At 30.3% G+C, this 19,126-nt stretch carries 17 protein-coding genes; 8 read left to right on the top strand and 9 right to left on the bottom strand.

The window, feature by feature from the left end; all coding sequences use genetic code 11:
* Position 1 precedes the first annotated feature (1 nt).
* The 6 genes from MPF19_RS15080 (at position 2) to MPF19_RS15100 (ending at position 4,968) form a co-directional block, all read left to right on the top strand.
* A complete protein-coding gene (locus MPF19_RS15080; protein ID WP_249988938.1) occupies positions 2-1,039 on the top strand; it encodes a glycoside hydrolase family 43 protein in 1,038 nt (345 codons plus the stop codon).
* Between the two features lie 227 nt (positions 1,040-1,266).
* A complete protein-coding gene (locus MPF19_RS19515; RefSeq protein WP_502925191.1) occupies positions 1,267-1,386 on the top strand; it encodes an antibiotic biosynthesis monooxygenase in 120 nt (39 codons plus the stop codon).
* A 639-nt stretch (positions 1,387-2,025) separates the two neighbouring features.
* Complete coding sequence (locus tag MPF19_RS15085; protein ID WP_203394763.1) at positions 2,026-2,742, top strand: metallophosphoesterase family protein; 717 nt, start codon at positions 2,026-2,028, stop codon at positions 2,740-2,742.
* Positions 2,743-2,868: 126 nt separating this feature from the next.
* Positions 2,869-3,159, top strand: a complete 291-nt coding sequence (locus MPF19_RS15090; protein WP_208890369.1) for a putative quinol monooxygenase — start codon at positions 2,869-2,871, stop codon at positions 3,157-3,159.
* Positions 3,160-3,185: 26 nt separating this feature from the next.
* A complete protein-coding gene (locus MPF19_RS15095; protein WP_249988940.1) occupies positions 3,186-3,680 on the top strand; it encodes a PPC domain-containing DNA-binding protein in 495 nt (164 codons plus the stop codon).
* Positions 3,681-3,807: 127 nt separating this feature from the next.
* Positions 3,808-4,968, top strand: coding sequence for a pyridoxal-phosphate-dependent aminotransferase family protein (locus MPF19_RS15100; protein ID WP_203394760.1), 1,161 nt, complete (start codon positions 3,808-3,810; stop codon positions 4,966-4,968).
* A gap of 185 nt (positions 4,969-5,153) precedes the next feature.
* On the opposite strand, the gene MPF19_RS15105 is transcribed toward MPF19_RS15100, so the two are convergent.
* Together MPF19_RS15105 and MPF19_RS15110 are read right to left on the bottom strand one after the other, a co-directional pair.
* Positions 5,154-6,014, bottom strand: a complete 861-nt coding sequence (locus MPF19_RS15105; protein ID WP_249988941.1) for a hypothetical protein — start codon at positions 6,012-6,014, stop codon at positions 5,154-5,156.
* A 7-nt stretch (positions 6,015-6,021) separates the two neighbouring features.
* Positions 6,022-7,218: an Ig-like domain-containing protein gene (locus MPF19_RS15110; RefSeq protein WP_203394758.1), complete on the bottom strand. Its 1,197-nt coding sequence runs from the start codon at positions 7,216-7,218 to the stop codon at positions 6,022-6,024.
* Positions 7,219-7,415: 197 nt separating this feature from the next.
* Here MPF19_RS15110 and MPF19_RS15115 point away from each other — a divergent pair, with 197 nt between their 5' ends.
* Positions 7,416-8,084, top strand: coding sequence for a response regulator (locus MPF19_RS15115; RefSeq protein WP_249988942.1), 669 nt, complete (start codon positions 7,416-7,418; stop codon positions 8,082-8,084).
* Between the two features lie 474 nt (positions 8,085-8,558).
* Here MPF19_RS15115 and MPF19_RS15120 read toward each other — a convergent pair whose 3' ends face one another.
* The 5 genes from MPF19_RS15120 to MPF19_RS15140 form a co-directional block, all read right to left on the bottom strand.
* Positions 8,559-9,443, bottom strand: a complete 885-nt coding sequence (locus tag MPF19_RS15120; protein WP_249988944.1) for an endonuclease/exonuclease/phosphatase family protein — start codon at positions 9,441-9,443, stop codon at positions 8,559-8,561.
* Positions 9,444-9,888: 445 nt separating this feature from the next.
* A complete protein-coding gene (locus tag MPF19_RS15125; RefSeq protein ID WP_203394755.1) occupies positions 9,889-10,911 on the bottom strand; it encodes a UDP-glucose--hexose-1-phosphate uridylyltransferase in 1,023 nt (340 codons plus the stop codon).
* Between the two features lie 15 nt (positions 10,912-10,926).
* A complete protein-coding gene (gene galK, locus MPF19_RS15130; RefSeq protein ID WP_203394754.1) occupies positions 10,927-12,078 on the bottom strand; it encodes a galactokinase in 1,152 nt (383 codons plus the stop codon).
* 11 nt (positions 12,079-12,089) lie between these two features.
* A complete protein-coding gene (locus MPF19_RS15135) occupies positions 12,090-12,980 on the bottom strand; it encodes an aldose 1-epimerase (protein WP_203394753.1) in 891 nt (296 codons plus the stop codon).
* Positions 12,981-12,987: 7 nt separating this feature from the next.
* Positions 12,988-13,980: a GntR family transcriptional regulator gene (locus MPF19_RS15140; RefSeq protein WP_249988946.1), complete on the bottom strand. Its 993-nt coding sequence runs from the start codon at positions 13,978-13,980 to the stop codon at positions 12,988-12,990.
* Between the two features lie 318 nt (positions 13,981-14,298).
* Here MPF19_RS15140 and MPF19_RS15145 point away from each other — a divergent pair, with 318 nt between their 5' ends.
* Positions 14,299-15,927 carry a sodium/sugar symporter gene (locus tag MPF19_RS15145; protein ID WP_203394751.1) on the top strand — a complete coding sequence of 543 codons (1,629 nt, stop codon included), beginning with the start codon at positions 14,299-14,301 and terminating at the stop codon, positions 15,925-15,927.
* A 213-nt stretch (positions 15,928-16,140) separates the two neighbouring features.
* Here the strand turns inward: MPF19_RS15145 and MPF19_RS15150 are convergent, their stop codons facing one another.
* Positions 16,141-16,587 (bottom strand): acyl-CoA thioesterase, encoded by a 447-nt coding sequence (locus tag MPF19_RS15150; RefSeq protein WP_249988948.1) that lies wholly within the window; start codon positions 16,585-16,587, stop codon positions 16,141-16,143.
* 78 nt (positions 16,588-16,665) lie between these two features.
* The gene (locus MPF19_RS15155; protein ID WP_249988950.1) at positions 16,666-18,795 is read right to left on the bottom strand and encodes a carboxy terminal-processing peptidase; all 2,130 of its coding nucleotides are present in this window, start codon (positions 18,793-18,795) and stop codon (positions 16,666-16,668) included.
* Positions 18,796-19,126: the final 331 nt, after the last annotated feature.

A 19,126-nucleotide genomic window follows, 5' to 3' on the forward strand; every position in this document is an offset into this window, starting at 1 on the left:
CATGCCAGAAAAAAGTATAGAACACATCAATTTTGATGAATTAAATAAAAAAGCCATTTCGCAACCATTAGTTTCTCACATTTATACCGCAGATCCATCTGCACATGTCTTTGATGGTAAGATATATATATATCCATCTCATGATATTGATGCAGGAGAAGCTTTTGACGATTTAGGTAGCCATTTTGCTATGGAAGATTATCATGTATTATCTATGGATAGTATAGATAGTAAGGCTGTAGATAATGGTTTGGCTTTGCATGTAAAAGATGTGCCATGGGCAAAACAACAAATGTGGGCGCCAGATGCAAATGAAAAAGATGGGACTTACTATTTGTTTTTTCCAGCAAAAGCACATGATGATATTTTTAGAATTGGGGTGGCTACAAGCACCTCACCAACAGGTCCGTTTAAAGCAGAACCAGAAGCAATTAAAGGTAGTTTTTCTATAGATCCAGCTGTTTTTAAAGATGATGATGGAAGTTGCTTTATGTACTTTGGAGGTCTTTGGGGTGGACAATTGCAACGTTGGAGAACGGGCGAGTTTAATGCAGCCCAACCAGAAAGTCCTACAGCGTTTCTTCCTGAAGGAGATGAGCCTGCATTATTGCCATATATTGCAAAAATGACGGATGATTTATTAGAGTTTGATGAAAAGCCAAAAGAAATTGAAATTGTTGATGAAAATGGAGATTTATTAGTAGCAAGTGATATTGATAGACGATTTTTTGAAGCTGCATGGTTACATAAACATAACGGAAAATATTATTTCTCATACTCTACAGGCGATACGCATTTTATTTGTTATGGAATAAGTGATAGTCCTTATGGGCCATTTACGTATGGTGGTAGAATTTTAGAACCAGTTGTAGGTTGGACATCTCATCATTCTGTTTGTAATGTAGAAGGAAAAGATTATTTGTTTTATCATGATTCTAGTTTATCTAAAGGAGTAACACATTTACGTTCTGTAAAAGTTATAGAAATTAATTATAACGAGGATGGAACAATACAAACAATAGAACCTTATAGGGATTAGTTTTAAGAAGTTGTAACTTGTTGATTGACAAACATCCCTACATGATATGAAATAGATAAAAAATGTAGCGGAAATTGTTCAACCTCAATTAAAAGCTGATTTTAATGGTCTAGATAGATAAAGGAAAGTATATCGAAAAAAATAATTTTAATGGTATTTACTATTAGAAAATTAAGAATTATAACTACAATTATTTGTGACCTGGATTTAAGGAAGATATTTTAAATATGCTGAAAGCCGTTACCGATGTGAAACGAAAAGAGGAAGGTAATATCTCGTATATATTACATGAAGATATTAACATCAGCTCAAAGGTTGTGATTTTGGAAGAATGGCAAGCTCAGTAAGCGATCGACATTAATAACCAAACAGCTCATTTTTTAATATTAAAGACCCAACTAGGGAAAAAGGCTGATAGTTTAACGATAGATATAATAAGAGTGTTTTATTAATTTTATAATTCTATACAAAATGAAACGTTCAATTTTAAATGCAGATGAAAAATAGGTGAAACAGCAGTAAATTTAAGGTTTTTGGCTTATCTCAAACTTTGTGATTACTCGAAATCGTCTACTTTTCATCTACTAACCAGTTAGCAACAACAGTTGCAATTTTCGATATTAAAACATGTTAGTTCTCCATTAAATTACAGTCTATATCAATTTATTGACTTAGGTCAAATAGTTTGGCTTGAAACAACATTAGTTTTGCTAATTCAAAAATTAAATTAGTGGAATTAGATACGATACAAACAACTAGTACCGAAAGTTAGGAAATCTTTTAAAATAGAAATTTATCCTATGTAAGATTTATATCTCCTGTTAGAAGATAAGTTGAAGAATACATCAAAAGTAACTTACTATGTTTTTGATAGTCGTAAATAGTTATATAAGATCTATTTTTAAGTCGGAAATAAGACATAAAAAAAACTAAGATTTCACAAACAAACATATGGACTTAGGACTTTAATAAAACAACAAATAACTATGGCTATTTACGCAATTGGAGACATACATGGTTGTCTAAATGCTTTAAAAACCATTTTTCAACAAGGCATAATTAAAGAGCAAGATAAAGTAGTTTTTCTGGGCGACTATGTTGATAAAGGAGCTGACAGTAAGGGAGTACTGGATTGGTTATTAGAAAAAAGAAAAGTATTCGACTTTGAATTTATACTTGGTAATCATGAAATAATGATGACAGCTGCCAAATCTTCACCACAAAAATATGCTGAATGGGTCCAAAATTATGGAGGCTTCCATACTTTATATTCGTATAAAATGGCAGATAACCTAAACTGGATGAACCACGTAGATAAAAAGTATTGGGACTTTATCGATTCTTGCTTGCCATATTTGGAAATAGAAGAGTTCATTTTCGTTCATGCGGGCCTTGAAAGCAATAAGCATCTAGACGTACAGAATGAGCATCATTTATTTCATAAGAAATATGAAACCCCTGTAATTTATAATCTAGGAAAAACTGTAATTTGCGGACATACTGCTCGTAAAAATGGAGAAATAGCCGATTTTGGTCATACTATTTGTATTGATACTTTCGCACACGGTGGCATGTGGTTGACTTGTTTGAACGTTGAAACAGGTGAGTTTTTAAAAGCGAATGAAAAGGGACAAATAAAAAAAGGAAAACTAAAACGATTTTCTAACACTATGCAAAACGTAATAAAACGCTTCTTTCACTAATCGCTACCGGTTTTTATATAAAATAAAAAAGTTAAACGATTAAATACGACTTATTTAATTTTAGGCCAATGGTCTAGTATCAAAAAAGAAAGTATATTTTAAAAATTAATTTTACTACTATTTATTATGAGCAAATTAAAAATTATAGCTACAATTATTGTAAAACCCGGATTTAAGGAAGATGTTTTAAATATGTTGCAAACCGTAACTGATGCAACACGGAAAGAGGAAGGTAATATCTCCTATATATTACATGAAGATATTAATAACAGCTCAAAGGTTATAATTTTGGAAGAATGGAAATCACAGGAAGCGATTGACTTTCATAACCAAACAGAACATTTTTTATTATTAAAGACCGAACTAGGGAATAAGGCTGATAGTTTAACAATAGATATAATAAGAGAGTCTTATTAGTTTTATAATTTAAAATTTTATACAAAATGAAACGTTCAATTTTAATAGTATTCTGTCTTACAGTATCTTTTTTAGCAAACTCACAATCAAACTCTAAACTTTACACTTACAAGCAGTTTGGTAACACGTATGTTGTAAGTATTCAAAACCATTCTGAAATTACAAAAGCAATCACTGCATTTGTGAAAAAGCTAGATATAAAAGCAGGAACAATTTCTGGTCTTGGAGCTGTAAATGAAGCTACATTAAGAATTTTGGATCCAGCTACTAAAAAATTTGTAGATAAAACTTTCACCGAACAAATGGAAATTACCAACATAACAGGTAATATATCTCAACAAAATGATAAGCATTACATACACATGCATGTAACACTTGGACGAAGTGATTACACAGCATTAGCAGGACACTTACTTACAGCTAAAATTAATGGAGCTGGAGAATTTGTTATAGAAAGTTTTGAAGGAACCGTTAATCGTTATTCTGATGAGGACACCGGTTTAAACTTGTATAAGTTTTAGAAGTATAGAAAAGAAAATCGGTAATAAATATAGACAAATTACTGCCTCAGTAGATTACTAGTATTTCAGTGATTATAAATCGTTAAAAAACAGAATAAAACAGTTGGGAAACTATAAAACGCAATAGATGAAATCGAGAAAATTATTAATGATACCTGGTCCAATAGAATTTGAAAGTGAAGTTATGCAATGTATGGCAGTACCAACTCCTAGCCATGTTTCCCCGGGTTTTATAGACCTCTTTGCCAATAGTTTAAAACTAATGAAAGAGGTTTGGAAATGCCCATCTGGTCAGGCATTTATAGTGGCAGGAACAGGTACGCTTGCTATGGATATGGCTGCTGTAAACCTAATAGAAACCGGTGATAAAGCACTTGTAATATCTACAGGCTACTTTGGTTTACGTTATGCCGAAATCTTAAAACGATATGGAGCTCAAGTAGATATTCTTGAAGCTGAAGTAGGTAACATTGTACCCTTAGAGCTTATAGAACAACAACTAAAATCTAAAAGCTATAAACTTTTAACCTTTACACACGTTGACACATCAACAGCTGTTTTAAATGATGCTAAAAGTATTGGTGCTTTAGGTAAAAAGTACAACGTATTAACCATTCTTGACGGTGTTTGCTCTGTTGCGGGCGAAGAAATTAAACAAGAAGATTGGGGAATTGATGTTGTACTTACAGCTTCTCAAAAAGCAATAGGAGTTCCTCCAGGACTTGCTCTTTTAGTTGCTTCTAAAAATGCGATGCAAACATTTGAACAACGAACAAGTCCTGTTGCTAATTACTATGGAGATTGGACTAATTGGTTACCAATAATGAAAGCTTATGAAAATAGACAAGCCTCATATTTTGGAACACCTGCCGTTAATCTTGTAATTGCTCTAGAAAAAAGTTTACAACTCATTTTAAAGGAAGGTTTAGACAGTCGTTTCGACCGACACAGAAGAGCAGGAAAAGCCATGCGAGCTGCAATCAAAGCTTTAGGCTTAGACTTATTATCAAAAAACGAACAAGTTTCTGCAAATACCTTATCAGCGCCTTTATATCCAAACCAAATGGACACAGCCTCTTTTTTAAAGGCCGTAAATCAAGAAGGAGTTATACTGGCTGGAGGTCTTTTGCCTCAATTAAAAAATAGTTATTTTAGAATTGGACACATGGGGTCGGTAAACAAGAATGATTTACTCGCAACGGTTGGAGCCATTGAATCAGCGTTGAAGAACAATGGGTATTCACATGAATTAGGATTAGGAACAGCTCAAATATTGAAATACTTCTAACTAGAATAAAGAAACCATTACATTGTCATTATACCTATTTAAGGTAGAAATAATTTAAGTGTGAAAGTTTTTAATTTTATCTTACTCAATGATAATTGTGTTAATAGAGCATCTATTTTAAAAAAAGGAAAACCAAAATAAATAGATATTTTGGTTTTCCTTAATTTCCTTAAAATGATGTAGAATTATTTTATGTCTAAGAATATTCCTCCAGAGAAAGAAGGGCTAGCGGCTATTATTCTACCAGAAAAAGCAGAATCGAAGCCAAGTGAAACGCCTAGTTTTTTAGTAATATAGTAAGCCGTTTCAAAACCAAAACTACTGTATTCTATATCGTTTGCAAAAATACTTCCATTACTATTGGTAGCATTTAACGACCCGTTTTTAAAAGATTTTACAACATTTAATCTTGTAATAAGCCAAAGCTTATTGTTTATTAAATTGATTCCTGCTTCTAAGCCAGTTCTAAATTCATCAGAAAAACCTTCACTTCTATTGTTGTACCCTAAATAAAATTTTAAATAAACAGGTTTGTCTTTATAAGATGTAGAATAACCTAGAGATGATGATATAATCTGATTAAACTCTCCATCTCCGTTTTGAAAACTACCATCGCTACCACCATTATTATCACCTGTTGGTAAGCCTAATATTAGTTTTATATCAGCAGCCCAATTTCCTTTTTTGTATAAACCATATCTAAAACCTAAATCGACATCTCCAAATGAATTGACAGTTTCTCCTTGGCTAATAGTTTCTCCTGTGGTTCCTGAAATTTGATTGTTTTGAGAAGAGCTAGCAAAGAACGGTACGTATGCAATAACATCAAACTTATTACCTACCCCATATTCTGCATACAAACTAGTGTTAAATAAAGTTCTAGTTCTATTAGGGTCTTTTGCTCCTGTATCTGTATAATGCTCATCATACTGTAATTGCCAACCTGCAAGTTTGTAATATCCCTTTCCTTTTCCTTTAGTCCATTGCGCAAAACCAATGTTACTTGCTAATACTATTAAAAGTAATGTAATTATATGCTTTTTCATATTTCCTTTATTTAATTTCTCCATTTCCTACATCTACACCAAAGGGTTTACACCAATATAATAAATGCGAAAAATCATTAATACCTGTATTTTTTATAATGTATGTATGGGCTCCTTTAAAAACAGTAACTTTTTCTATTTCTTTAGCATTTGCTACTGTATTAATATTATTGGTAAAGTATAAATATAAACCAGGTAGTCTGTCTGATGCTTTGTAGTTTTCATCAATTGTTAATTCTAAATCATTAGTATTTGGTATTTCTTTTAAAGTAAAACCTCCTTTAAGTTCATAACTGCTAGATGTTTTTAACGTTCCTGTTTTTTCTTGAGTTGTATTGCCAATAACGGTTACTGTATCTTGTATTGTAAGCGTATTATTAGAAGAACTTACTGTTGCAGTAATAACAGCTTCTCCCGGTGCAATTGCAGTTATTAACCCCGTATTAGTAACAGTTATTACGTTTGTGTTAGAACTTTGCCAAGTAATAGTAGTGTTCTCTGTTTCTCCACTACTGTTTGTGTATGTTGTGGTATACTGATGAGTATTGTTAATGTTTAACTCTTCTATTGGGTTGTTAATACTTATACGTTCGTTTATATTTACTACCGTTACGGTATCTTCTGTGTTAATTATTTCTCCGTTTGCTGTTGTAATACTTGCTGTAACGGTTGCTGAACCTTCACTAAGCGCAGTAATTAAGCCCTCGTTAGAAACTGTAATAATAGAGGGGTTAGAGCTATTCCATGACGTTTTTAAATCTTCGATCTCTCCAAGTTCATTTGTAAAAGATGCAGTGTATTGGTGTGTGTTAGAAATAATTATTTCTTCAATAACATTATCTATTGTTAGTTTTTTATCAACAGCTATAACTTCTATATTGTTTTCGTTTGTAATAATACTTCCATTTTCGTTTGTTACAGAAGCTGTAATTACAGATTCTCCAATGGATAGTGCTGTAAGTAATCCAGCGTTAGAAACAGATATAATGTTAGAATTGCTGCTATCCCAATTAATTTTAGGAGTTGTTACTTCTCCAATATTATTGGTGTATTTAGTGCTGTATAGATGTGTGTTTTTTATACCAAGTTCTGTGATTGTATTGTTAAAACTTAATATTTCTATTTGGTTGTCTGCGATAATATCATCTTCAATACAGCTATTAAAAGTGAGTGAAAGGAATAGAATAAATTGTAAATATCTCATTAGTGTTATTTTTAAATTCTAAAAACTTGGTCGTAGAAAAAAATGATTGTTTACAACCATCACTAGAATAGTCGACTTTTTTTTAAAAAAGTAGTTAAGAATATGGAAACCCGTATAAAAACTATAAAATGATAAATTAAATTTGAAATTAAATTAGTGATAAGTTTTAAAGTAACTTTTCATTTTAAAAGATAAAAATGTTTAAAAAAGTTCTAGTTGCAGAAGATTTTGATGTTATTAATAACGGAATTAAAATGGCATTAAAAGAAATTGGAGTTCAAGAAATAGATTCTATTTCTTATTGTGATGAAGCGTATGCTAAAATTAAAAGTGCTTCTTTAAACAATGAGCCTTACGATTTAATTATTTCTGATTTGTCTTTTGAAAATGATGGAACTCCACAAGAATTAAAATCTGGAGAAGAATTGATAGAGAAAATTAGCAATGAATTTTTAGATTTAAAAATTATTGTTTTTTCTATTGAGGACAAACCGTATATAATTCAGCATTTATATAAGAACCTAAAAATAGATGGGTATGTTTGGAAGAACAGAAATGGATTAAAAGAATTAAAGAAAGCAATTCATACAATTTCAACGTCAAAACAGTTTTATATTTCACCCGGTTTAAATAGTGCAATACAGTCCAAGCAAGCAGTAGAAATTACAGCTTTCGATGTCTTTTTGATTGAAGAACTCTCTAAAGGACTACTTCAGGAAGATATTAGTAAAAAGTTAAAAGAAAAAGAGATTTCTCCTTCTAGTACGAGTGCTATAGAAAAAAGATTAAGATTTTTAAAAGAACATTTTAATGCCAATAATCCAACGCACCTAGTGGCTATAGCTAAAGATTTTGGGTTGATTTAAGAAAATAATTAAAACAAATAAAGCCGATTACGGAAACCCGTAATATTTTATGGTTTTATTAGTATACTTTTGAAAAGTAGTTCTAAAAAGAACCTATTGAAAAGGAAAGAATGCTAATACCAGGCCTTACGGATTTTCGTAAGGCTTTTTTTAGGAATGTTTTCTTTTTTGGTTTGTTTCTTAGGTTTTTTGAATGATTTAGATCATTTTTTGAAGCCGATAATTATATTGAATAAGGGGGTTGAGGTAGAGTAGAGTGATTTAGAAATAAATTGTTATTTAAATAAATTTATTACAACTTCATTTATTATGATTTTTTATTCGAGATAGTGTTGGGGAGCAGTATTTGAATGATTAAATTATTTCATTTGGAGTTGTTTTTCTATATAAAATAAATTAGTACTGAAAAGGATACTAAATGATAGAAATCTTCAAATTAGTGAGTTTATTGGTATTAAATTATAAATAAACTTACTAGATATTAAATTCTAAAAATACTGGTAAATGATCAGAAATCATTCTGGCATTTATTAAGTTGTTGCAATTGTCTACAAAATCTACAACTCCAGTATTTACTGCATTAACTTTATTGGCATTATAGTAAATATTATCAATAGCATGGTTTGTGTAGTTGCCGTTTTTACATTTCTTTTTTAAGGTGGTTGCCGTATTTTTTATGGCAGGCTTAAAGCCCATTTTGTAGAGTGGATTCCATACATTATGCTTTTCATTCAAGTTAAAATCGCCTAAAATAAAAAGATGGTCCGTTTCTAGTTTTTTAGGATATTTTTTAAAATGTGCTATTTCCATTTCTGGATGTTTATTGTAAATACGAGCATGTATATTGATGAAATAAAAAGTGGTGTTACTTTTTTTGATTTCAAATTTTGCTAAGTAGGGTTCTCTTTCAATTATGTTTTCTAAAGAAACGTCTAAAGTAGCTTTTTTTACAAGTCTTAATTTAGAAGTTTTCCAAATGTAGGCATAACGTTCGCTTATATAACTAGAGGGACTTTTGGTTGGGTTGCTTATAGTGTAATTCCATTTGTTACCTAATCTATTTAACGCACTTACAATTTTAGCAACTGCCTGCGTACCTTTTGGATCTTTGGCAACAACTTCTTGAATAGCAATTACATCGTAGTTTTTTATGGTATTAGCTATAAAATTTAGCTCTTCATTATTTTTTGTTCTTCCTAGGTTTTGAATATTCCATGTAAGAATTTTTAAAGTTGTCTTTTTCTCTGAGTTTCTTTCTACTGCAGTATCCTTGTTTTTATTATTTTCTTTGTCGGAATTATATGGGTTTGTAAAACTGTAAAACAATATAATCAAACATAAAAACAAGTTATTTCTCATAAGGTGTATTTTTTTGCAAATTTAGAAAAAAGGTGCACATTTATATCGATCTAATGCTCTTATGTTTATTTCAAAATCATAAGAATACCCAAAATGAAAGCCTTTCTAAATTTGTATACGTATTTAAAAATATATTAAATATTAATAAGAAAGAGATGCCATAGGTTTTAGGCCTATAGTTAAAAGATTGTAGTTTTTTAATTTTCATGCTTGTTGCTGAAAATTGGCATATAATATTTATTTATAAAATAGTTGGATTCTAAATTAGATAGGGAAGTTTTTAAATTTCTTAGGTGGCCAAGGATAGTAAAACCTGTGTGTAAATATTTTTTTAATCGTTGATTCATTGATTAAAATTGTGAGTATAAGAGATCTTATTTATTGGGTAAAAGCAAAAAGCTTCTCATAACGAGAAGCTTTTTAAATTTCTAAAAGTTTGTAAATGCTACAAACAGTCTTTGATCATTTTTACCGCTTGTTCTGCCGTAATATCTCTTTGTGGAGTTCCAAACATTTCGTAACCTACCATAAATTTCTTTACAGATGCGCTTCTTAATAAAGGTGGATAAAAACTCATATGGAAATGCCAATGTTTGTTTTCATTACCATCTGTTGGTGCTTGATGAATTCCGCTAGAATATGGAAAAGAAGTATTAAAAATCTTATCGTATGCTTTTGTTAATACAGAAATTGCTTCACCGTATTGTAAGGTTTCTGCTTCCGTCATTTCTAAGATGTTAGCCAAAGGTCTTTTAGGAACTATCATAGCTTCGAAAGGCCAAATAGCCCAGAAAGGAACCAAAACAACAAAACCATCATTTTCAAAAATAATACGTTCTTGTTTTTCTAATTCTTGCGCTAAATAATCGCCCAATAAACTACTGTTATTGTTATTGTAGTAGTTTAATTGTTGTGTGTTTTTTTTATCAACTTCATTAGGTAAAGAAGATTGACTCCAAATTTGACCGTGAGGATGCGGATTACTACAACCCATTACTGCACCTTTGTTCTCAAATATTTGAACGTAGTTAATGTTAGGGTTTTCAGACAATTCTTTAAATTCTTTTTGCCAAGCAAAAACTACTTTTTGAATTTCCGTTGCAGACATATCAGCCAAACTTTTTGAGTGATCTGGACTAAAACAAATTACTTTACAAATACCCGTTTCACTTTGTGCTTTTAAAAGTCCGTCGTTTACACTAAACGTTGGCGAATCATTTTGTAATGCAGCAAAATCGTTTGTAAAAACAAAAACATCTTTATAATCTGGGTTTACTTCTCCGTTAATTCTAGTGTTTCCAGCACACAAATAACAAGAATCGTCATGTGTTGGTCTTTTTTCGTTATTAACAGCTTCATTTTGTCCTTGCCAAGGTCTTTTAGCTCTATGTGGTGAAACTAACACCCATTCTCCTGTAAGAATATTAAATCGCTTGTGCGAATAATCTTGTAAATTTGTATTGCTCATTTTCTTGTGTTGTAATTATTGTTTTACGATATGTGTTCCTTCAGAAAGTTCAATAAAATAGACTGAACATTCGTTGTTAAATTTATTTTTATACGCTTTGGCTGCCGTTTCAGCAAATGCTTTTGCTTCGCTTTTGTCAATTAAATTAATGGTACAACCACCAAAACCACCACCCATCATTCTTGCCCCAAGAACGTGTTTGTTTTTCTTTGCTTGTGCAACTAAAAAGTCTAATTCATCACAACTCACTTTGTATTGGTTAGATAAACCTTCGTGAGATTGGTAAATTAATGAACCCAACAATTCTAAATCATTATTTTCAATAGCATGTGCGGCTTTTATAGTTCTATTATTTTCTTGAATTACAAATAATGCCTTTTGATAATTTGCAGGCGTAACTTTGTCTACAATCGTTTCTAGATCTGCTTCAGTAGCGTCTCTTAAAGCTTTTATGTTTAATAATTCAGAAACGCTTTCGCAAGCAGAACGTCTGTCGTTATAGGCACTGTCAGATAAACTGTGTTTAACGTTGGTGTTTATCAACATTAATTGATGATTTTCGAAATCTATTTTATAAGGCTTAGATTCTACAGTTCTACAATCTAAATGTAATGCATGGTCTTTAATACCGAACATACTTGCATATTGATCCATAATACCACAATTTACACCCACATAATTATGCTCTGCTTTTTGTGAGATTAAAATCATTTCGTGTTTGGTTAACCCTAAATCAAACAATTCATTTAAACCAAAAACAACACTATTTTCTAAAGCTGCAGAAGAAGACATACCAGCTCCACCAGGAATATTTCCTTTAAACACAATGTTAAAATCGCCAATTACTTTGTTTTTATTTTGTATTTCTGCTACAACACCAAAAACATAATTTTCCCAACTACCTTCCTTAGATGGTTTTATTTTATCTAATTCAAATTTTATGGTACTGTCTAGGTCTAAAGCGATGGCTGTAGAGCAGCCAGAATCACTTTTTTGAATAGCTGCTGCAATTCCTTTATTTACAGCTGCAGGAAAAACAAAACCATCATTATAATCTGTGTGTTCTCCAATAATATTTATTCTTCCAGGAGAAAAAATTAATAAAGGTTCCGTTTTAAATTTTTTGATGAATGTATCTTTGACATCCTTAATTAGTGTTGCACTCATAATTTGCTTAGTTAATTGTTAATTATGTTTATTTTCCAAACAATGGAATATTTTTCGTGAGGTTTTAATGTTTGTAAGCCAATTTTATTATTAAAGCTATTAGAAACACCTGTTGTAGGCTCAATAGCTATCGTATTTAATCTTGGTGGAGTGTATGTTTGTAAATAAATGTCTTTACCCGATGATTGAAAATTTAATTGATATTTAGGAGTCTTAAATGTAACTTTGTCAGAATTTAATCCCCAGCAATCATCTAATTGTTTATTTTCAATAGCTAAATTGATCATTGACTTTACATCTTCTGATCCGGTAGTAATATTTCTATCTCCAATAATTAATTTTTGATCACAATCAAAATTTAATGAACTTTCCGCTAAATTATCACTGATAAAATAGGGATGCCATCCTAAAGTAAATGGAAAAACTTTAGTGTCGGTGTTTTTAACGGCAAGAGTCAAATCTAAACCATCGTTTGTAAAAGTATAAGTAACTTGAATAGCATACGTATACGGAAAACCAGCGTTTCGTGTTTTTTCAATATATTCTAAAGTTATTTTTGCGGTATCTGCGGATACTTTTTTATCAATTACTTTAAAAGTTTTATTATACACAAAACCATGTAGTGCATTTTGTTCTTCTTCTTGATTTTTTTCTAGTTGAAAATCTTCATTGTTAAAAGAATATTTTCCATCTTTAATTCTGTTTGCAAACGGAAATAAAATGGAGGATGCAAATGTAGAATCGTATGTTAATGGATTCAAATCTTGAATGATGGCATTTCCGCCTAAGGTTAATTCTTGCAAACTAGCTCCTTTATTTAGGTAAATTTTACCAAAAACGGTGTTTTCAGTATTTGTTACTTCTAAAGTATTTTTTTCGGTGTTTTGGTTTATAGTATACAATGTGTTGTTAAATTGAGTTTCTAATAATTAATTTATTCGGGTTTTCTATTTTTCCCTGTTCTTTGTTCAAAATCATTTTAGCCAATCTTTTCCCCATTTCATTAAAGTCTGTAGTAATGGTAGTAATGCCTCCTTCAACTATTTCTTTTAATAACGTGTCATTATAAGAAATTACGCCAATATCATTCACTAAAGTCATATTCTGACTCTTCATTTTCTTGATAATTCTAAGTAAGCTAATATCATCTAGCAATACGTAGAGTTCTCCTTTTATTAAGGGAGCTGCTTTTACTTTGCTTAATACTTTAAAAGGTATTGTGTTTTGTTCGCAGAAGCGTGTAAATCCTTTAAGTATACCTCTAGGTTGTTTTTGCTCTGAAAAGATAAGATTTATTTTGCTATATTTTGAAATAAATTTTAATGCTTTATTTAAATTATCATAGATAGTATTTTCGAAATTTTGATATATGGATGGATAATCTTTGAGATCTTTGGGTACTTGATCTAAAATGTATACTTTTTCTTTGGGTAAAAGTTGAACAGTTTTAAAAGTATCTCTAAAATTTGCCGGCATAATTATGTAATAATTATAAGCACCAGCATTGTCTTTTATTAGTTTCTGAAAAATAGTTTCATTAAAATGATGAAAGAAAATATCTACTTGAATAGTTTCGTCTAGATTTTTTAAAAATGAATTATATAAATCTTCTTTAAATGAATTTAATTCATCAAAAAGTAAAAATATTTTTTGTAGAACATTGATGTCTTCATTTAAAACATAATACCCTTTGCCTACAATAGATTCTATAATGCCTCTATTTTTTAATTCATTAAAAGCCATTAAAACGGTATCTCTAGATAACTTGTTTTCGCTTTTTAATGTATTAATTGATGGAAGTTGATCTCCTTTTTTTAAAGAACTATTAGAAATAGCATTTTCTATAGCAATAATTATTTGCTTGTATTTAGGAATGCCAGATTTGTTTTTTATAGAAATCATGAGTACAACAAATTTATAACTTTTTTATATACTAACCAACTAGTAGGGTCTAGTATGTTTTTTTTTAATATTTTATTGATTTTAGTATTGAAAATAATATTATTTTTTCCATCTTTGTTCGTGATTTTTTCTAAATTATCTCTTAAAAGGAGCAGATAAACGTCTTATTTGTAGAAAACCAACATTTGAGTTAGTAAAAAAGCTATTTGTTTCATCTTTTTACTAAAAAAGACATTTAATTTACGGATGTAAACATTTTTTAAAAAGAAAAAATCAATATTTACATATTAAATAATTAACTAAACAAAAATAACAATTATGAAAGCAGGATTTGAAATGTGGGACTATGTAGTCTTCATTGCGTATGCCATTTTAATTTTAGGTGTAGGTTTATGGGTATCTCGAGATAAGAAGGGACACCAAAAAAATGCAGAAGATTACTTCTTAGCAAGTAAATCTTTGCCTTGGTGGGCAATTGGTACTTCTTTAATTGCAGCAAATATTTCTGCAGAGCAATTTATAGGAATGTCTGGTTCTGGTTTTGCTTTAGGTATTGCAATTGCATCTTACGAGTGGATGGCAGCCTTAACGTTAATAATTGTTGGTAAATATTTCTTACCTATTTTTATAGAAAAAGGATTGTATACCATTCCTGAATTTGTTGAAAAACGTTTTTCTACCAACCTTAAAACAATCTTAGCCGTATTTTGGTTAGGTTTATACATATTTGTTAATCTTGCTTCTGTTTTATATTTAGGAGGATTAGCTATTGAAACCATTATGGGTGTAGATATGATGTATGCCATTATTGGTTTGGCACTATTTGCAGCTGCATACTCTTTATATGGTGGTTTATCTGCCGTAGCATGGACAGATGTTATACAAGTAGTCTTTTTAGTGTTAGGTGGTTTGGTAACTACTTATTTAGCTTTAAATACGGTTTCTGGAGGAGAAGGAATGTTGGCTGGTTTTTCTAAAGTATTGGATGCAGCACCAGAAAAGTTTCATATGATATTGGATGAATCTAATGATAACTATGTAAACTTACCTGGTATTTGGGTATTAGTTGGTGGTTTATGGGTTGCCAACTTATATTATTGGGGTTTCAATCAATATATTATTCAAAGAACTTTAGCCGCTAAATCTTTAAAAGAATCTCAGAAAGGTATTTTGTTAGCTGCATTTTTAAAATTAATTATTCCTTTAATTGTTGTAATTCCTGGAATTGCGGCTTATGTAATGGTGAATGATCCGTCTATTATGGCTAATTTAGGATCAGTAGGTCAGTTAAACATGCCTTCTGCCGGACAAGCAGATAAAGCGTATCCTTGGTTGTTGCAATTTTTACCTACAGGTCTTAAAGGTGTTGCTTTTGCTGCTTTAGCTGCTGCAATTGTTTCTTCTTTAGCTTCTATGTTAAACTCTACATCTACCATTTTTACAATGGATATTTATAAGCAATATATCAACAAAAATGCAGATGATAAAACAACAGTAAATGTGGGAAGAATTTCTGCAGCAGTTGCTTTAATAATTGCTGTTATTGTGGCTCCACTTTTAGGGGGTATCGATCAAGCATTTCAATTTATTCAAGAATACACAGGTATTGTAAGTCCAGGTATTTTAGCGGTATTTATCTTAGGTTTGTTTTATAAGAAAACAACGAATAATGCAGCTATTTGGGGAGCCATTTTATCTATTCCAATTGCATTAGCCTTAAAATTCATTCCAATAGCAGCATTTGAGCCTTGGATGCATCAAATGGGAATTACAGCTGTCTTAACGCTTATTATCATTATGGTAATGAGTAATATTCAAAACAAAGGGAAAGATGATCCTAAAGGGATTGATTTTGGAACAGATTTATTTAAAACTACACCGTTGTTTAACTTAGGTTCTATTGCCGTTTGTATTTTAGTAACTGTGCTATATTGTTTATTCTGGTAAGAAATTAGCAATAGGTAATAAGGTTGTCTAAAAAGTACATCCTTGTTATACTAAACTTGTTTCAGTATCTAAGTTTACTGAAATAAATTCTGATTAACATAAAAAATCGTCTAAAGAAATTTAGACGATTTTTTTTATAAATTATTTTAGAGTTGATAGCTGATTAAGAAAATAAGCTGCAGAAACAAGTTCTGCATGACAAGATTTAAACGATTAGCTTCTTGTTAGAACTATTTCTTCAAAGGCATCACTTTTTTCTGCAATATCAAACAAATGTTTCGCTTCTTCTGGAGGCGTAGTTAGTTTTCGTTTTGTTAAATCTATCCAAGCTCCATACACTTTTATAACCGCAGAAAGTTGGCCAGCTTCATTAAAAACCTGATGTGTAATTTTCCATCGTTCTCCGTTTTTAGATAAACCAGATAGTTTTAAATCTACGGTGATATTTTCTCCTAAATGAATTTCTTTTCTAAAGGAGGTTTCTTCGGTAAATAAAATAGGACCAATATTATGTCTTGTAAATTCTTCTATAGAAAAATTTTGATCTCTAAAATACCGAACTCTTACTTCTGCAGCATAATCATTATACGCTGTATGGCGCATGTGTCTGTTTGGGTCAAAGTCTGACCATTTAGTGTGAAATGTTACTTTAAAACTCATGTTAGCTCTTTTTTTAAACCATAAACCTGATAACATTAGATAATATTATCAGGCTTGTAGTTATTTAATATTTGGTAATTATTGTTTTACTATTTCGTTTTTTGGATTCATTTTTAGTTCACTTAAAACATTTATAGCTTCAAAAACATATACATCTTTAGAAAGGTTTTTATGCCATGCTATTCTTTTATCGGCTAATGCTGTATCTTTTTTAATTAATGAAAGTTCATAAGTAGGAGAATTAAAAGTTAAATCTGATTTATAATCAAAAACAGCTTTGAATTTTTCGGCATCTTTTTCATTAGCTACATTTACTTCATCAAATAGTTTGTAATTTAGAGAGTATGAAGTGTCATCTTGCTTCTGTTTTAACCATTTTGCATATTCATTTATCAACTTAAACTTAGAATCGGCAGCAATTCTTTGTTTGCTTTTATTAATTACATCAGAAAAGTTTTCATAAGAATTTGTTTGTACATAATCTGCTTGTTTTACTTTGTCCCAAACTAATGCATTATCTAGATCTCTTTCACCAAATTTCATATAACTATATCTGTCTGGCATTGCAATATCAGAATATACACCTTCAATTTGAGTAGAACCACCATTAATTCTGTAGAATTTTTGAATGGTCATTTTTAAAGCTCCTAAATCTTTATCGTATTTTGTAAATTGATTAATAGGTAACACACTTTGTACTGTTCCTTTACCATATGTTTGGTTTCCACCCATTATTACCGCTCTTTTATAATCTTGCATTGCAGCTGCAAAAATTTCTGATGCAGAGGCAGAAAATTCATTTACAAGGACAACTACGGCACCATTCCATTGAATTTTAGGATCAATATCTTTTTTTATGATTGGATCTTCACCTCTATATTTTACCTGTACAATTGGGCCTTGGTTTATAAACAACCCGCTAATTTCAATGGCTGTTTTTAAAGAACCACCTCCATTATTTCTTAAATCTACAATTAAACCAGTAACTCCTTCGCTTTTTAATCGTGCAATTTCTTTCTCCATGTCTTTTGCGGAGTCTCTATAGTTTTGTTCATCAAAATCTATATAAAATTTAGGTAAATCTATAATTCCGAATTTCTTACCATCTTTTTCTACAATGCTAGATTTTACAAAAGTTTCTTCTAATTCTACAACATCTCTAGTAATAGAAATTACTTTGGTAGAACCGTCTAGTTTTTTCTTAACCGTCAATCTCACTTCAGTACCTTTTTTACCTTTTATAAATTTAATGGCGTCATCTAAACGCATACCTACAATATCTAAAGGTTCTTTAGATCCTTGTGCAACTTCTAAAATAATATCACCAGGTTCTAAGTTTCCTTCTTTCCATGCAGGACCTCCAGAGACTAATTCAAAAATTTCTGTATAAATACCTTTTTTTACCAAACGAGCTCCAATTCCTTCTAATTTACCAGACATATCTTGGTCAAAACGTTCTTTTATACTTGGCGCCATATACGTTGTATGCGGGTCAAAAGCACCAACAACAGTGTTTAAAAAAGTAGAAAACCAGTCTTCATGCTCTAATTCTTCAATTCTAACATATAAATCGTCCATGTTTTTAAGAACTTCTGCACGCGCTTCTTTTTCTAACTCGTCAAAGCTTTTAGTTTTAAAGTTTTTGTCTTTGAGTACGTCTGCTTTTTGTTTTTCTAATTTAGCTTCAATTCTAATTAAAGTGCTTAATTTAAGTTGTTTGCGCCAATAGTCAATCAGTTCGTTTTCGTTTTTAGCAAACGGAACTTTTTCGTAATCTACATCTATCGTTTCTTTTTTCTTAAAGTTAAAAGGGTGTTCTAATAAACTACCATAGTAAGATTTTGCATTTTTAATCTTGTTAGAAAAACGTTCATATACCAAGTTGTAAAAAGAAATATCTTCTTTTAAAAGTTGATTATCTATATCATATTTATATTTAGAAAAATCTTTAATGTCTTGTTGTGTAAAATATCTTTTATTTGGGTCTAAGCCATCAATAAATTCGGTAAATACATATTCAGAAAAATCATCATTCATATCTTTAACTACAAAATGACTTCTGGTAAGGATATTTCTAAGAATATAAATTAAAATTTTATCTTTTTCAGGATCTGATTTTGTGCCTATATTAGCAGCGTTTGCTTGTAAACTAGTTGCAAATAATAGCATTGCTAATAAAAAGGTGGTGATTTTATATTTAGTTTTCATGTTGTCTTTTGTCGTTGTTTTAATGCTGATATTACTCCTTGTGCTTTGCTAAACTACTAAAATAATGCCAAAATTATTGAGTATGCAATTACCTTGCTGTTTTTTAGAACGTTTTAAGTCCTATTCAGAAATAACATTTTGTCTTAATTTATTATTCTTTAACTTAAAAATACAGCTTTGTATACTACAATATTACATAAAAAAGAGAAAATTTATTCTTTACAAAATGTTAAAAAGGAAATCGTAATAAAATCAATTATCTTTGCTTAAAATAATGTAATATTTAAAGTTCAATATTTAAATTGAAAACTACCTCAAATTTTGAATTTTA

Origin of the sequence: Polaribacter sp. Z014 (assembly GCF_023555435.1) — a bacterium.
Lineage (GTDB): Bacteria > Bacteroidota > Bacteroidia > Flavobacteriales > Flavobacteriaceae > Polaribacter.

Excerpts from the sequence above, each read along its gene's own strand:
- MPF19_RS15080 (WP_249988938.1), top strand. The coding sequence starts at position 2 with ATGCCAGAAAAAAGTATAGAACACATCAATTTTGATGAATTAAATAAA.
- MPF19_RS19515 (WP_502925191.1), top strand. The coding sequence starts at position 1,267 with ATGCTGAAAGCCGTTACCGATGTGAAACGAAAAGAGGAAGGTAATATC.
- MPF19_RS15085 (WP_203394763.1), top strand. The coding sequence starts at position 2,026 with ATGGCTATTTACGCAATTGGAGACATACATGGTTGTCTAAATGCTTTA.
- MPF19_RS15090 (WP_208890369.1), top strand. The coding sequence starts at position 2,869 with ATGAGCAAATTAAAAATTATAGCTACAATTATTGTAAAACCCGGATTT.
- MPF19_RS15095 (WP_249988940.1), top strand. The coding sequence starts at position 3,186 with ATGAAACGTTCAATTTTAATAGTATTCTGTCTTACAGTATCTTTTTTA.
- MPF19_RS15100 (WP_203394760.1), top strand. The coding sequence starts at position 3,808 with ATGAAATCGAGAAAATTATTAATGATACCTGGTCCAATAGAATTTGAA.
- MPF19_RS15105 (WP_249988941.1), bottom strand. The coding sequence starts at position 6,014 with ATGAAAAAGCATATAATTACATTACTTTTAATAGTATTAGCAAGTAAC.
- MPF19_RS15110 (WP_203394758.1), bottom strand. The coding sequence starts at position 7,218 with ATGAGATATTTACAATTTATTCTATTCCTTTCACTCACTTTTAATAGC.
- MPF19_RS15115 (WP_249988942.1), top strand. The coding sequence starts at position 7,416 with ATGTTTAAAAAAGTTCTAGTTGCAGAAGATTTTGATGTTATTAATAAC.
- MPF19_RS15120 (WP_249988944.1), bottom strand. The coding sequence starts at position 9,443 with ATGAGAAATAACTTGTTTTTATGTTTGATTATATTGTTTTACAGTTTT.
- MPF19_RS15125 (WP_203394755.1), bottom strand. The coding sequence starts at position 10,911 with ATGAGCAATACAAATTTACAAGATTATTCGCACAAGCGATTTAATATT.
- galK (WP_203394754.1), bottom strand. The coding sequence starts at position 12,078 with ATGAGTGCAACACTAATTAAGGATGTCAAAGATACATTCATCAAAAAA.
- MPF19_RS15140 (WP_249988946.1), bottom strand. The coding sequence starts at position 13,980 with ATGATTTCTATAAAAAACAAATCTGGCATTCCTAAATACAAGCAAATA.
- MPF19_RS15145 (WP_203394751.1), top strand. The coding sequence starts at position 14,299 with ATGAAAGCAGGATTTGAAATGTGGGACTATGTAGTCTTCATTGCGTAT.
- MPF19_RS15150 (WP_249988948.1), bottom strand. The coding sequence starts at position 16,587 with ATGAGTTTTAAAGTAACATTTCACACTAAATGGTCAGACTTTGACCCA.
- MPF19_RS15155 (WP_249988950.1), bottom strand. The coding sequence starts at position 18,795 with ATGAAAACTAAATATAAAATCACCACCTTTTTATTAGCAATGCTATTA.